Below are 15,210 nucleotides of genomic sequence, written 5' to 3'. Positions count from 1 at the left end.
CCGCGGACTTTATCAGGTATATCATGACCGAATCTTTTGCAGCCCTCTTTGAAGAAAGTGAATTAAACCTCAACGTTGAAAAGGGTGCAGTCATCCAAGGTACTGTTGTTAGTATCGATTCTGACTGGGTTACTGTTGACACTGGCCTTAAATCTGAAGGCGTAGTTGACCGTGCTGAATTTTTAAATGAACAACGTGAACTTGAAGTTCAAGTTGGCGATACTGTTGACGTAGTTGTTGAAGCACTTGACAACGGTATGGGTCAAACAGTTTTATCACGTGAAAAAGCGAAGCGTGCTGAAACTTGGACTAAACTTGAGAAAATCTTTGAAGACGGCGAAATCGTTACTGGTGTTATCTCTGGTAAGGTTAAAGGCGGTTTCACTGTTGACATCGGTCCTGTACGTGCATTCTTACCAGGTTCTTTAGTTGACACTCGTCCTATCCGTGACACAACTCACCTTGAAGGTAAAGAGTTAGAGTTTAAAGTAATCAAACTTGATGCTAAACGTAACAACGTTGTTGTATCTCGTCGTGCAGTTATGGAAGCTGAATCTTCAGCTGACCGTGAAGCATTACTTGCTCAACTTGAAGAAGGTCAAACAGTTACAGGTACGATCAAGAACCTTACTGATTACGGCGCGTTTGTTGATCTTGGCGGTATTGATGGTCTTCTTCATATCACAGATATGGCTTGGAAGCGTATTAAGCACCCTTCAGAAGTGGTTGAAGTTGGTCAAGAAGTTACTGTTAAAGTACTTAAATTTGACCGCGAGCGTAACCGCGTATCTTTAGGTCTTAAGCAATTAGGCGAAGATCCATGGTTAGCGATCATGAGCCGTTACCCTAAAGGTTCTATCGTTAAAGCACGTGTAACAAACTTAACTGATTACGGTTGCTTCGCTGAAATCGCTGAAGGCGTTGAAGGCTTAGTACACGTTTCAGAAATGGACCACACGAACAAAAACATCCACCCATCTAAAGTTGTTCAGATCGGTGACGAAGTTGATGTTATGGTTCTTGAAGTTGACGAAGAACGTCGTCGTATTTCGTTGGGTATCAAACAAACTCGTGCTAACCCATGGGAAGAGTTTGCTAAAGCACATGAAAAAGGCGAAAAAGTTTCTGGTACAATCAAGTCAATCACTGACTTCGGTATCTTCATCGGCTTAAACGGTGGTATCGACGGTTTAGTTCACTTGTCTGATATTTCTTGGAACGAACAAGGCGAAGAAGCGATTCGTCGTTACAAGAAAGGTGACACAGTTGAAGCAGTTATCTTGTCTGTAGACGCTGAAGGTAACCGTATCAGCCTTGGTATCAAGCAATTAAACAGCGATCCATTCAATGACTTCTTGGCTGCGAATGAGCGCGGTGCTTTAGTTAAAGGTACTGTAACTGCTGTTGATGCTAAAGGTGCTACAGTTAAATTAGCTGATGACATCGAAGCAACACTTAAAGCTTCTGAAATCAACCGTGACCGTGTTGAAGACGCAACTAAATTCTTAGAAGTTGGTCAAGAAGTTGAAGCTAAGATCATCAACGTTGATCGCAAATCTCGCTCTATCAACTTGTCTATCAAAGCGAAAGACGAAGCTGAAGAGAAAGAAGCTGTGAACAACGCTCGCCAAGCTGCTGCGACTCAAGCTGCAGAAAGCAATGGTCCTAAGACTATTGGTGACTTAATTAAAGCTCAAATGAAGTAATTTGTTAAAAAGTACGTTTCTTGTAACAGAGATGTACTTTTTTATACAAAAATACTGTAAACGGTAGCGTAGTAATCATGTACTGCGCTACCGTTTTGTATTTAAACAGGTTATTATTAAAAACACTGAGAAGTAGCAATAATTAAAGAGGTCATCAATGACTACTGAAGCACTTAATAAATCTGATTTAATTGAACGGATTGCACTTAAAAACCCACACTTAGCAGAACCTTTAGTTGAAGATGCTGTTAAAATTATGATTGACCAAATGATCGAAGCTCTTTCAAATGGTGATCGTATTGAAATACGTGGTTTTGGGAGCTTTGCTTTACACCATCGTGAGCCACGTTTAGGTCGTAACCCAAAAACAGGTAAAGCTGTTGATGTCGCAGCAAAAGCTGTACCACATTTTAAACCAGGTAAAGCCCTTCGTGATGCAGTAAACGAATCTGGTCAATAAGAATTTGAGGTGTTTATGCGTTATGTATTAATTGCATTACTCGTTGTCATCTTTGGTTATTCACTTGCCTTGGTGCTTCAAAATCCAACTGAGCTACCAGTTGATTTATTGTTTACTCAAGTTCCAGCAATGCGTTTAGGTTTATTGCTTCTATTGACGTTAGCATTAGGCATTGTGGTTGGACTGCTCTTAGGTGTTCAGGTTTTCCGCGTTTTCCAAACGAATTGGGAAATTAAAAGATTGCGTAAGGATATTGATCATCTTCGCAAAGAACAAATTCAACTTGCACAACAAGCGGCTGCTGATGCTGCTGCAAGTGTAAGGCACGAAAAAACTGTATTGGATATTACCAATGAAAATAAAAGCCCATTATAATATGGGCTTTATTTTTATCGGGAAGAAAAGCTCTTGAGTATTATTGTTGCCCTAGACGCAAAAAGCCAATACGACGCTCTGACGATTGTGGAACAACTTGATCCTACTTTATGTCGAGTTAAAGTAGGCAAGGAGCTTTTTACTCACGAAGGACCTGCTGTTGTTAAAAGTTTGCATGATAAGGGTTTTGAAGTTTTTCTTGATTTAAAGTTTCATGATATTCCAAATACTACAGCACAAGCTGTATGCGCGGCTGCTGATTTAGGGGTGTGGATGGTGAACGTTCACGCATCTGGCGGTCGTAAGATGATGGAAACTTGTGTGGAGCGTCTTAAAGCAGGAAATTATCAAACCCAATTGATTGCAGTTACTGTTTTAACTTCGATGGGTCGTGAAGACTTGCGTGATATAGGTTTAGATATTGAGCCTGTTGAGCAAGTGCAGCGTTTAGCTAAACTCACTCAGGAAAGTGGTTTGGATGGTGTGGTTTGTTCAGCGCAAGAAGCAAAAATTCTTCGTCAAATGCTCGGCCAAGACTTCGCATTGGTTACTCCAGGAATTCGTCCAGCAGGATCAAGTGCTGATGATCAAAAGCGTATTGTGACACCGAAACAAGCGATACAAGATGGTTCTACTCATTTAGTAATTGGTCGCCCAATCACTAAAGCAGAGAATCCGACAGCGATGCTAAAATCGATTTTAGCTTCAATTTAAAATTTTAAGTTTAAAAATAGACTGATTAAGAGTGGCGCGAGCAAGGATAAAATTAATCCGCTCATCATGGCGTGTGGTACGTAATGCGTGCCACATGATTGTTTAACCATTGCTAAAGTTACATCCATCGACGTTGCACCTGCACTAGAAATTGCTGATCGTGGAAAACGCCAGCCTAAACAATACATCAATAGAATTGCAAAAATCTCTCTAAATAAATCAGTAAGCAGCGCAATACCACCAAGTTTAGCTGAGTGTAATTCAGTAAACACAATTCCAGACATTGAATACCAACCGTAGCCCTGTGCTAATGCGAGAACTTCGTTTAACTTATAGTGATCTGATAGAATAAAATAGTTAAAGATAGAAGCAAGACAAGAACCAATAATAGCAGCAACAGGAACAAGCAAAATTTTCCAACTTAACCAACTGCGATCAAATTGGGTAAAGGCGAGTTCGATACCGATTAAGAAGATAAAAATAAGTAATAGATACCAACTGTTGAATGGTATATGTACATCAAAATTTTTGATCAATAGGCCTATTGCAACACCTATTGTAAGTGCCAAAAATGCTTTAGCGATATTTTTCAATGCATTTAAAAACAAGCGTAATGATATTTTGCCTTGAACACTTTGGCGATCAATCAGTTTATAAGTGAATAAACAAATAAAGAAAGCACCAATAGATGTTGTAAATGCAATCAGTAAAGCTGGAGGAAGAATAGCGATAGGATTTTCAATATGATTGAGGGCTTGAGTTAACTCAAAAGCTACACTGATCAATAAAATATAAGAAAAATAAGGAAGAATTTTAAAAACAAGTTGTTTTATCTGGAAAGATAAGTGAGGGGCAATAAAGTAGCCTAATGAAATTACGATAAATATTTGGAGAATTAGAATAAGAGATTGCATAAAAAAAGCAGGTTACGAATAACCTGCTTATTATGAAGAATTATTGCTTAAGCTGCATCGACTTTTGTATCAATTGCTGTGCTGATAAAATTGTAATCCGCGACATTCACCTTGCGGGTTTCTAACCAATATTTCCAAGTATACGTTGGCCACAAAGAAAAGTTTTTACCATCCGCAGCTTGATACCAACTGCTACATCCACCGGCTTGCCATACTGTGCCTTTGAGTTGTTCTTGTACACGTTCGTTGAATTGGTCTTGAACTTCTTGTTTGACTTCAATTGCTTGAGTGCCTGTTTTATCAACTGTTTGAATCAATTGTAGAATGTAGTTTACTTGTGATTCAATCATAAAAATCACAGAGTTATGGCCAAGAATTGTGTTTGGACCTAAAAGCTGGAAAAGGTTAGGGAAGTTTTTAGTTGCAACACCATAATAACTCTCAGCGCCATCTTTCCAAGCTTGTTTAAGCTCAATGCCATTTCGACCCACACAGTCAAAATGTTTTAAGTAGATACGTGGATCCGTAATAAAACCTGTACCATAGATCAAACAGTCAATCTGACGCTCTTTACCATCTTTGGTGATAATGCCATTTGCTGTGATTTCTTGAATACCATCTGTTACTAGTTCAACATTTTTACGGTTAAACGTAGGGAAGTATTTGTTTGAAATCAAAATACGTTTACAACCCATAACAAAATCTGGGGTAAGCTTCTTCGCTAAGGCTTTGTCTTTGACTTGGAAACGAATAAAGGCTTCGGCAAGTTTTTGACCATATTTCATAATTTGTGGTTGCACAATTGGTACAACACGTGACTCGTTGCTCCAGTACAAACGACTACGATGAATTTGACGATAAATATTTGAAGCTTTAAATAACGATTTACTTAGTTTTGAATATTTACGTTCATCACGTGGAATTACCCAGGCTGCTGTACGTTGGAAAACATAGAGTTGCTTAACCTCAGGTGCAATCTCTGGAATATATTGAATAGCACTACCACCTGTACCAATCGATGCAACTGATTTTCCATTTAGATCGTAATCGTGTTCCCATTTAGATGAATGAAATACTTTACCTTTAAATTTCTCAATGCCTTTGATATGTGGAATTTGTGGAGCATGCAATGGACCAGAAGCAAAAATTACGAATTGTGCTTCTAGTGTTGGTTGGTCTTTAAAATCTACAGTCCAAACATTACGGTTTTCATCAAATTCAGCATGTGTTACTTCATGATTAAACTTGCAATAATCCTTTAATTTGTATTGCTCCGTAATATCCTGAATATAACCAAAAATTTCATCTGCTTCGGCATAACGTTTGGACCAATCTGTCTTTGGTGCAAAGGAAAGAGAATACATATGTGATTGGACGTCACATGCAGCACCAGGATATTGGTTTTCTCGCCATGTTCCACCAACATCGTTGGTTTTTTCTAAGATAACAAAATCATTGATTTGACTTTGCAACAAGCGAATCGCCATAGCTAAACCACCAAAACCTGCACCAATAATCGCAACTTTTGTTTTTTGAATAGCATTTTTGGTTACATCACGCATAGTCTACGTCCTACACAGCTAAATTTTGTGCAAGTTTAACGGTTTTACCAAGATTAAATATGATTGTATAGACGTAAAACTTGATCATTTCGGCAATTCATTTAGCTATTTTTTTATAGTACAACATTAAAGTTTTGAGAATTAGATTTAGAATTATGAAAAGATCTATCCTCGGATTGATGTATTTGATTCAAGGCATGCGTCATGTTGGAATAGATGTGGATACACGTTTAGCCCAAATGGGAATACATGCTGACGCTTTAGATCCAAGTTCAATCATTGCGGATGAGATTGAGTGGGATATTCTGCAGCATATTAGTCAAGATGTTTCACCTGAACAAGGTTTGTTTATTGGTCAGCATTATGCATTAGCAGGTTATGGTCCATTTCTTATGCTTTTGGTGACCAGTAATACTTTAGAAAAAGCTTTGCTAAACGGAATCCGATTTCAACAGCTCACGCATCTATTTGGTTCTTTAAAATTAGATATTCAAGAAGATTTTATTCATTTGGCATATCAACCGGTTGATCTCGAAACACATTTGGGGCATTTGAGAGCGCAGTGTGAAATCTCAGGAACCTATAAATTCCTACAAGATATTTTTAAAATGATGGGATTAGAGATTCCTAAAATAAAGATTGAATTACCCTTTAAAAGGCCAAAAGATTTACACTTGATCGCTTCCTACCAAGATTATTATGGTGTGGATGTGAAGTTTGGTTGCGAGCAAGCTGCATTTATGATGGAGAATACACAACTTTTAGAAACTAAAATTCCATCTGCGGATATCCTGACCTATCGAATTTATGAAGAAAAATGCCTATCCGATTTGGAGCTGTTAGAGAAGGTCGCGCATTTAGATGTGACAATAGTTGATTATGTGGAAGGTTATCTCGAATTGCAAAATGGGGTCATACCGACCATGTCTGAGACAGCATGCGCACTCAAAATTCCTGAGCGAACGCTAAGGCATCAATTGCAGCAAATGCAGACCAGCTATAAAGAAATCCGTGAAAGGCTTATCAAAAAAAAGGCAATAAAATTTATTGAAGCAAGTACATATTCAGTTGAACAGATTGCAGAAATGTTGGGTTATTCTGAACCTGCTGCCTTTAATCATGCATTTAAACGATGGTTTGGACAGAGTCCTCGACAGTATAACCGAAATCATTAAATGATTAAAAATGGAACATTATGATGTTTAAACTACATGATAATTAAGCCTAAAATCTAATGTCTTTGAACTCAATGTTCGATATAATTTTTCTCAATTAAAATTGTAATAACACCTTATGTTAAATTCTAAGCCAGACTCGCATAGCACTGCATACATTCCAACATCACCTGCTGAGCGTTATGCTCAAGCACTTGAGTCAGGACAGTTCATGCCTGATGAAGCACAAGCTCAGGCAGTTCAAGAGCTAGATCGTGTATGGAAAGAGTTGCTCACTCGTTATAAAGCATCGAAGAAAGCGTTTAGACGATTCCGTCGTCAAACCTATCCGAAAGGTGTTTATATGTGGGGTGGTGTAGGACGTGGTAAGACATGGTTAATGGATCAATTTTATGAGTCAGTACCATTCCGTCGAAAAACACGTATGCATTTCCATCACTTTATGCAACATGTACATAAAGAGTTAAACAAACTTTCAGGTCAGCGCAATCCTTTAGATTTGGTTGCAGATCAAATCTACAAAAATGCAGTGGTGATCTGTTTTGATGAATTCTTTGTATCGAATGTTACAGATGCAATGATTATTAGTGATTTATTCCAGAAGTTGTTTGAGCGGGGCATTACTTTAGTTGCTACCTCAAATATTGCTCCTGAAGGTTTGTATAAAAACGGGATTCATCGAGATCGTTTCTTGCCGACAATTGCATTGGTTCAGAAAAATTGTACCGTTTTGAATGTTGATGCTGGTATCGATTACCGTTTAAGGGTATTAAAACAAGCACAATTGTTTAAGCATCCGCTTGGTAATGATGTGCAGGCATGGATGGCTGAGCGTTTTAGCGCTTTAACCCAAACACAAGTACAATCAAACTCTCCGATTATGATTAACAATCGTGTTGTTGAGACTTTGGGGCATACTGAAGACGTATTGTGGTGTGAGTTTTCTGAACTATGTTTTAAACCGCGTAGTCCAGCTGATTTCATCGAAATTGCAAACATATACAATACTGTTTTAGTCAGTAATGTACCGCATTTGACGGATTTCTTATCTGAAGGGACACGTCGCTTTATTTATTTGGTCGATGAATTCTATGACCGTGGGGTAAAGTTGTTATTAACCTCAGAGGATTCGATTATTGATTTATACGAAGGCGATAAATTAGCATTTGAAATTGAACGGACACGTTCAAGATTACTTGAAATGCAGTCAGATGATTATTTAAATTCTGAGCATCGACAAATACAAATTGCAAAAACTTCATGATTTAAAAAAGGCATTCTTCGGAATGTCTTTTTTTATGAATTTAAGTAGAGAGCACTTTATTCTTGCTTGAATTTTGTTATAACTAGATAGGTTTGAACCGTGAATAAGGGTGATAACACTAAACAGTAAGGACATAAGACATAAGCTTTTCCCAGAACAAGAAATTTAATTTTTGTCAATACTACATGTTGGGAAAATGCTTACTATTTAGGAATGTGATATTACTATTCAGGCTAGTATAAATCGGTATACTAGGTTTCTTGTTATAAAAAGTTAGCACCATCAGGAAAGACAATGACTGTACGTATTCAACAAGGCAAGCTAGCGATTGCTAAAGAACTTTACGATTTCATCGAAAATGAAGCTTTACCAGGTTCTGGTTTAGATAGTGAAACTTACTGGAAAAACTTCGAGCAAGTCGTTGTTGATCTTAGTCCAAAGAACAAAGCGTTATTGGCTAAGCGTGAAGAGCTTCAAGCTAAAATTGATGAGTGGCATCGCAATAATAAATTTGAACTCAATGCATATAAAGCATTCTTAACTGAAATTGGTTATTTAGTGCCAGAAGTAGAAGATTTCAAAGTTACAACTGAAAATGTTGACGAAGAAATTGCTTTATTAGCAGGGCCTCAGTTAGTGGTACCTGTACGTAATGCACGTTACTGCTTGAATGCTGCAAATGCGCGTTGGGGTTCATTGTACGACGCGCTTTATGGTACGGATGTAATTTCTGAAGAAAATGGTGCGGAAAAAGGCAAAGGCTATAACCCAGTTCGTGGCGACAAAGTTATTGCTTTTGCAAAAGATTTCTTAAACCAAACCTTCCCGTTGGCGCAAGGTTCGCATGCAGATGCAACAAAATATGCAGTTGACCATAATCGTTTAGTTGTAAGTTTAAAAGATGGCTCAACTACGAGCTTAGAACATGAAGCACAATTTGTTGGTTTTAATGGTGAAGCTGCCAACCCAACAGAAATTGTTTTATTAAATAATGGCTTGCACGTTATTATTGATATCGATGCTAATAGCCCTGTAGGTAAAACTGATGCAGCTGGCGTGAAAGATTTAACGCTTGAGGCTGCGATCACCACTATTCAAGATTTAGAAGATTCTGTTGCAGCAGTTGATGCAGAAGAGAAAGTCGAAGGTTATCGTAACTGGTTAGGCTTGATGAAAGGTGACTTACAAGAGTCAATCGAGAAAAATGGTAAAACCATTACTCGTGCTTTGAATAAAGACCGCACAGTTCAAAACTTAATTGGTGGTACGACTACTTTACATGGTCGTTCATTAATGCTTCTTCGTAATGTGGGTCACTTGATGACAAACCCAGCGATCCTTGTAGATGGTGAGGAAGTATTTGAAGGGATCATGGATGCTTTAGTTACGCCATTACTTACAATTGCTGATATCCGTGGCCAAAACGAGAATCACAACTCTCGTAAAGGTTCTATGTACATCGTAAAACCAAAAATGCATGGTCCTGAAGAAGTTGCTTTCGCAGTTGAATTGTTTGAGCGTGCTGAACAAGCGCTTGGCTTACCAGCTAAAACACTCAAAATCGGTATCATGGACGAAGAACGTCGTACCTCAGTGAATTTGAAGAACTGTATCGCTGCGGCTAAAGATCGTACAATCTTCATTAACACAGGTTTCATGGACCGTACGGGTGATGAAATCCATACTTCTATGGAAGCTGCACCAGTTGTACGTAAAGAAGCCGTTAAGACCCAGAAATGGATTGCTGCTTATGAAAACCGTAACGTTGCGATTGGTTTAGCATGTGGTTTACAAGGTAAAGCTCAGATTGGTAAAGGCATGTGGCCAAAACCAGATAGCATGAAAGATATGTTGGCGACTAAGACTGCACATCCAAATGCTGGTGCAACTTGTGCATGGGTTCCATCTCCAACGGGTGCAGTACTTCATGCGTTGCATTACCATCAAATCAATGTAAAAGCGCGCCAAGATGAATTGGCTGCGGAAGATATGTTGACACTTGATGACTTATTAACTCCACCATTTGCACCTGAAACAAATTGGACTGCAGAAGAGTTAAATAATGAGCTTGAGAATAACTGCCAAGGTATTTTAGGTTATGTTGTTCGTTGGGTAGATTTGGGTGTGGGTTGTTCGAAAGTTCCAGATATCAACAACGTTGGTTTGATGGAAGATCGCGCAACATTACGTATTTCTTCTCAACATGTTGCTAACTGGTTACGTCACGGTATCGTAACGCGCGAACAAGTTGAAGAAGTGCTTAAGCGCATGGCTGTGATTGTTGATCAACAAAATGCCAATGATCCATTGTACACGCCAATGGCACCGAACTTTGATGGGATTGCATTCCAAGCAGCATCAGATTTAATCTTTAAAGGTGCTGAGCAGCCATCAGGTTACACAGAGCCATTATTACATGCTGCACGTTTAAAACTTAAAGGTTATACAGGTGACTAATTTCGATTAGTTTCTGTGAATCGACAAAGACTCTTCAATTTTGAAGGGTCTTTGTTTTTATAGCTTCAACATATAAAAGCAAGTCAAATTTTTGCTATAATTCTCTTAATTTGATCATTTAGTCGAAACTTAACGATGTCACAAATTTTAAAATTAGATGCTTTACAACAAGCACAAGTTTCAACCTCTCCGTATCCATATTTTGTAGTAGAAAACTCTATTGTGGATAGTGAGGTAATGGCTGTAATTCAAGACTTCCCAAAAATTGATCAAGGTGGAAGCTATAATATTGAAGATGTTGAAATCAAACCTAATTTTGATCGTTTCTTAAAGTCTCTTGATACCAAAGAGTTTCGTCAAATCCTAACTGAAAAATTTGATGTGGATGTTATGGAACATCCAATGATGATCACATTACGTGGTTATTCACGTCAAAAAGATGGTCGTATTCATTCTGATTCTAAGACTAAGCTGCTCACTATTTTGATTTACTTAAATGAGTCTTGGGATGCACCAACTGGCCGTCTTCGCATTTTAAATGATGAAAAAAATATGGATGATTACGTTGAGGAGATTAATGCTGGCCCAGGTACTCTGGTTGCATTTAAAGTAACTGATAATGGCTGGCACGGATATGTTCCTTATGAAGGGCAGCGTCAGTCGATTCAAATTAACTTTTTAACAAGTGATAAAGCCAACGCTAAGCATCGTTTTGTACATGGTTTAAGTGCGAAATTGAAAAAGTTATTTAAATAACCTGTTAAGAAAATTAAAGGAGGTAAAGATACCTCCTTTTTAAACCATATTTTTATTTAGATTTATTTAATCATCATAGTATGTGTGCTAACTATAAGCCTTTAACACTCGAACAAGCGAAGCAACTTGAATTGCCATTGATCCCGTTTGACTATGTGGATGAAGTTTATCCAAGTTATAAAACACCTTTGCTATTTCAATCAGAACAGAGCTTAGAATGGCGTGATGTACTGTTTGGGCTTGTACCTAAATGGTCTGAAGACACCAATATTGCCAAACATACTTATAATGCACGGCATGAAACCATTTTTCAGAAACCTAGTTTTCTTGAAGCAGCATCAAAATGCAAATTTGGTGTTATTCCTGTTGCTGAATTTTATGAAAGCAAATATATCGACGGTAAGCCACAGCGTTGGGGAGTACGTCGAAAAGATGGTCAAGCATTTTATATTGCAGCACTTTACGAAATACGCAAATTAAATGATCAGATTGTGCGTTCTGCAACGATGTTGACTATGAATGCGATTGATCATCCTATGATGAAAGAGTTTCATGAACCCGGTGACGTTAAACGATCCGTCGTTGTCATTCCACATGATGGCTTGAATGAGTGGCTTAGTTTAAAACAACCTAATCAACTTAGTCGTTTTATGTGCGGATTTCCAGTTGAGGAGTTTGAGTGCTCACATGTACCAAAAATAAAAATAGAAAAGGTGACACCTCAGTTGAATATGTTTGATTGAAGAAAACGAACCCGTATATAAATGACAAAGGCTTCATGATTGAAGCCTTTGTTTATTCATAAAGAAAAACTTTTAACGAGCAAGATTTTTAAACATGTGTCTCAAAATTTCCATGGTTTTTTCAATTTGCAGTGGTGTCAAACCATTAAATGATTGCTCTAGAATGACTGAAGTTAAATCATTAATTTTGATGATCATCTCTTTACCCTTGTCGGTGAGATAGACACGAGTAATACGACCATCTTCATTACAAGAGTAGGTCTCGATGTAACCTTCATCTTTTAAGCGATAAACAATTTTGGTTGTTGTCGACATTTTTGAGATGACCATATCTGATAGTTCAGATACGCTTGCATGAGGTTTAACATCTAATGCGACGAGAATACGACGACGTGAGTTGTCTAAGCCATATTTCTTAAGTACGTTATCGATGTTTTGTACGTACTGTGCATTTACTTGAGAAATCCAATAGTAAGGAAAATCTTCTAGCTTAAATGAATCGGCTGTAGGTAAAAAACGCGCATATTTCTTTGTCATTTCCCTCTTTCCCCCATGCTTTTATGAAGAGCGATATAGCGTAACGCTTAGATTCCATGAAATGTCTACAATTTCATTGCTAAAAACACAAGTTTCATAGCAGGTCGTTGATAGCCAATCTCTTTAAAGATAATGATGTAATCATCTTAATCAATAACAAAGGGAATTATCACAAAATTCACGTAAATTTGTAATGAATGATGAATTCACCAAAGTAATTTAATTCAACGATATTCCAACGACTTCGCATTTCTGCTCATTTGTAGAATAAACGTATTGTAGAAAAAAAATATGCATTTTGACGTGACTTTTTTATAAAAAATTCTGTCTAAAATGTCATAAAAATACAAAATCAATATATTTAATAAATAAATAATCATTAAAAAACTAAAAAATACAGAACTTTATATTAAACAACTGGTTGAAAAATATAATCCAGAAATATTGTGAAACAGTTGAATAAGGACATTCTTTATCACACTTCCACTTTTGGTGGCTTAATAAAGTTTTCTAGAGTGAATTTTTGTTAAGTATTCCTAATTAAAACTATCTTTTTATAAATATTTCTAACTTATGAGTTAAGTTATCAGGATTGCTTTATAAACTAGAGACTCAAAAAACGCATCTAAACAGGATTACAGTTTTGATGCGTAAACAGGAAAATAATTTGTAGAATTGAACCTATATATGTAATTCGTTTTCAATTAATGACCATAGTTTTTGATGTGACTTTTTAAACATCAACATATGCCCAATTTGCTTATAGCCGTGCTTTTGTGGGTTAAGCTCAACAAGCTTGGTTTTAGCATTTGGGTATAAGCGAAGTAAATCTTTGACATTGGTATGGGTTGCAATTTCATCATCACTGGCCCAAAAAGAAGTGATAGGGCACTGAATTTCTTGGTGATAATCTTCGAAAATACTTTTTCCAACTGCATTCATAACATAGCCAGGTTTACTGCAAAACTCAGCCCATTGCTTAGCAACATTTTTTGGTAGATTTTCGCCCATACCAATAAATTGAGTTGCTCCATATCCTTTAAATAGACTTGAAATAGGGAAAATTACATTAAACATTACTGGTGCGAGTAATTTAGTTTTACCTTTCAGACCTTTAATGTGTCCAGTAGAACCAGCGATAGCCAAAACTTTTGCTACTTTATGGTAGTTCGGCGTAATGCCCAGTAATTGCCCTCCAGCACTGTGTCCAACAATAATCACTTTTTCTGCATTTGTGCGCTTTAATAATGTTTCAATGGCAGCAGGAATATCTAGCATTCCCCAATCATTAATGCTGGCTGTTGAATCCTTTAGTGCACCATGTAAGGATTCACCGATCCCCCTAAAATCAAAACTGAGGACGTTATAACCTTGTTGGCTTAACCATTCTGCAAAGGCATGATAAAAGGTTTTGGTAATACCAGTTGCAGGGCAAATTAAGATAGGTAGTGCGTTGATGTCCTTTTGTTGAGCAGGATAGAATTGAGCAGCAAGTTGATAGCCATCTTTACAACTTATCCAAAATGATTCAAATGTTTTCATCTAAAACATACTCTATTTTTGATTCATTGTTCTACTTTACATAAGTTCCAAAAAGAAACTTGTCTAAAGTGTGACTCCTAAGTCAATTTTTCTGTAATATAGCAAGAAAATGGAATGAAATTGATAATGGGGATACTTGGATGTATGAGTTAAAAGATGCAACACAAATTGCTATTGTATTTAGTGGGGTGTTTTTATGGATTGGAATGCTAACAGGTGTTTGGAAATATTATCAAATTAGACAAACAGAACAGGCAAGGGCGCATTACTATGTAGATATTGCCCATCGAAGTAGCCTATTGTATGCCGCAGCGAGCTTAATCTTGGCTGTACTCAGTCATTTTTCGATTCTGGCTGAGTCTGTTGTTTTATTTTGTGTTCTAGCCAATTTATTCTTTTTCGCAATGTCAATTTTGACTTATATCATTCATGGTTTATTAAAAGATACGACCAATCAGTTTAAACGTCCTCATCAGCTGGGACGTTTGACGCTTCCTACTTGGTCTATGACGATCATGATGTTAGCTTTGATTATAGTAGAGCTTGGTGCAACAGGCATTTTATTATTAGGAACGATGTTAAGTTTTTGGGGTTAAAAAAATGGATGATCACTCATCCATTTTTCCTAAAGAAGTTTTCTTGCGTGCCAGACTTAATTGTCTAAACTTCTGATCTACAACAGCCCATACACAAAATGCCAGTGAAACAATTAATGCATAAGCAAAATATTCGGGTTTTAGGTTGCCTTTAATAGCGCCTTGAAACAATAACGTTGCCATTAGAGCAAGTGTAGTGATGGCATAAATAATTGAGTCATTGGTCTTCAGAGTGTTAATGAAGACTTGCTTGTTGAAATGTGTTGATAACATCTCCATCCCTCCTTGTTGCGATGACAAAACCATGTGTTTTTGTCGGAATTGTTATTAAAGTTGTACTTGGAATTTTCAATTTTTTCAATAGCTAAATGACTTCTTTTTTAGTGGAATTATTTGTAGGTTTGATTTA

General features: G+C 37.2%; 15 protein-coding genes. 10 read left to right on the top strand and 5 right to left on the bottom strand.

Going from position 1 to position 15,210, the window contains the following annotated elements:
* Positions 1 to 23: 23 nt before the first annotated feature.
* The 4 genes from rpsA (at position 24) to pyrF (ending at position 3,255) form a co-directional block, all read left to right on the top strand.
* On the top strand, positions 24 to 1,706 hold the full coding sequence (rpsA, locus tag AAC851_RS02145) for a 30S ribosomal protein S1 (protein ID WP_004639293.1): 1,683 nt from the start codon (positions 24 to 26) through the stop codon (positions 1,704 to 1,706).
* Between the two features lie 157 nt (positions 1,707 to 1,863).
* Positions 1,864 to 2,166, top strand: coding sequence for an integration host factor subunit beta (locus tag AAC851_RS02140; RefSeq protein ID WP_004639292.1), 303 nt, complete (start codon positions 1,864 to 1,866; stop codon positions 2,164 to 2,166).
* A 15-nt stretch (positions 2,167 to 2,181) separates the two neighbouring features.
* Positions 2,182 to 2,541, top strand: coding sequence for a lipopolysaccharide assembly protein LapA domain-containing protein (locus AAC851_RS02135; RefSeq protein WP_004639291.1), 360 nt, complete (start codon positions 2,182 to 2,184; stop codon positions 2,539 to 2,541).
* Between the two features lie 33 nt (positions 2,542 to 2,574).
* On the top strand, positions 2,575 to 3,255 hold the full coding sequence (gene pyrF, locus AAC851_RS02130; RefSeq protein WP_004639290.1) for an orotidine-5'-phosphate decarboxylase: 681 nt from the start codon (positions 2,575 to 2,577) through the stop codon (positions 3,253 to 3,255).
* Here the strand turns inward: pyrF and AAC851_RS02125 are convergent.
* Both AAC851_RS02125 and AAC851_RS02120 read right to left on the bottom strand, forming a co-directional pair.
* Positions 3,252 to 4,169, bottom strand: a complete 918-nt coding sequence (locus AAC851_RS02125; protein ID WP_340600425.1) for a lysine exporter LysO family protein — start codon at positions 4,167 to 4,169, stop codon at positions 3,252 to 3,254. The two genes, pyrF and AAC851_RS02125, sit on opposite strands and share 4 nt — an antisense overlap.
* A gap of 47 nt (positions 4,170 to 4,216) precedes the next feature.
* On the bottom strand, positions 4,217 to 5,731 hold the full coding sequence (locus tag AAC851_RS02120; RefSeq protein ID WP_340600424.1) for a flavin-containing monooxygenase: 1,515 nt from the start codon (positions 5,729 to 5,731) through the stop codon (positions 4,217 to 4,219).
* A 155-nt stretch (positions 5,732 to 5,886) separates the two neighbouring features.
* Between AAC851_RS02120 and AAC851_RS02115 the strand changes: the two genes are divergently transcribed.
* From AAC851_RS02115 to AAC851_RS02095, 5 genes are all read left to right on the top strand, one after another.
* Positions 5,887 to 6,906: an AraC family transcriptional regulator gene (locus AAC851_RS02115; RefSeq protein ID WP_035375114.1), complete on the top strand. Its 1,020-nt coding sequence runs from the start codon at positions 5,887 to 5,889 to the stop codon at positions 6,904 to 6,906.
* Between the two features lie 118 nt (positions 6,907 to 7,024).
* Entirely contained in the window at positions 7,025 to 8,170 is a 1,146-nt protein-coding gene (gene zapE, locus AAC851_RS02110; RefSeq protein WP_075315656.1) for a cell division protein ZapE, read from the top strand.
* Positions 8,171 to 8,464: 294 nt separating this feature from the next.
* On the top strand, positions 8,465 to 10,627 hold the full coding sequence (locus AAC851_RS02105; protein ID WP_100833628.1) for a malate synthase G: 2,163 nt from the start codon (positions 8,465 to 8,467) through the stop codon (positions 10,625 to 10,627).
* A gap of 135 nt (positions 10,628 to 10,762) precedes the next feature.
* Positions 10,763 to 11,383: a 2OG-Fe(II) oxygenase gene (locus tag AAC851_RS02100; protein ID WP_004639284.1), complete on the top strand. Its 621-nt coding sequence runs from the start codon at positions 10,763 to 10,765 to the stop codon at positions 11,381 to 11,383.
* Positions 11,384 to 11,463: 80 nt separating this feature from the next.
* Positions 11,464 to 12,126, top strand: a complete 663-nt coding sequence (locus tag AAC851_RS02095; protein ID WP_100833629.1) for an SOS response-associated peptidase family protein — start codon at positions 11,464 to 11,466, stop codon at positions 12,124 to 12,126.
* 72 nt (positions 12,127 to 12,198) lie between these two features.
* On the opposite strand, the gene AAC851_RS02090 is transcribed toward AAC851_RS02095, so the two are convergent.
* Both AAC851_RS02090 and AAC851_RS02085 read right to left on the bottom strand, forming a co-directional pair.
* Positions 12,199 to 12,663 carry a MarR family winged helix-turn-helix transcriptional regulator gene (locus AAC851_RS02090; RefSeq protein ID WP_125501702.1) on the bottom strand — a complete coding sequence of 155 codons (465 nt, stop codon included), beginning with the start codon at positions 12,661 to 12,663 and terminating at the stop codon, positions 12,199 to 12,201.
* A 681-nt stretch (positions 12,664 to 13,344) separates the two neighbouring features.
* Positions 13,345 to 14,205, bottom strand: coding sequence for an alpha/beta hydrolase family protein (locus tag AAC851_RS02085; protein ID WP_008941257.1), 861 nt, complete (start codon positions 14,203 to 14,205; stop codon positions 13,345 to 13,347).
* 140 nt (positions 14,206 to 14,345) lie between these two features.
* Between AAC851_RS02085 and AAC851_RS02080 the strand changes: the two genes are divergently transcribed.
* Positions 14,346 to 14,801 carry a hypothetical protein gene (locus AAC851_RS02080; protein ID WP_008941256.1) on the top strand — a complete coding sequence of 152 codons (456 nt, stop codon included), beginning with the start codon at positions 14,346 to 14,348 and terminating at the stop codon, positions 14,799 to 14,801.
* Positions 14,802 to 14,813: 12 nt separating this feature from the next.
* Here the strand turns inward: AAC851_RS02080 and AAC851_RS02075 are convergent, their stop codons facing one another.
* Entirely contained in the window at positions 14,814 to 15,074 is a 261-nt protein-coding gene (locus AAC851_RS02075; RefSeq protein WP_005080487.1) for a hypothetical protein, read from the bottom strand.
* Positions 15,075 to 15,210 lie beyond the last annotated feature (136 nt).

It is taken from the genome of Acinetobacter sp. HZNU-JH01 (assembly GCF_037996845.1).
GTDB classification, from domain to species: domain Bacteria; phylum Pseudomonadota; class Gammaproteobacteria; order Pseudomonadales; family Moraxellaceae; genus Acinetobacter; species Acinetobacter haemolyticus.
The sequence above is the reverse complement of the archived record's forward strand: the minus strand, read 5'-3'. Positions and strand labels throughout refer to the sequence as shown.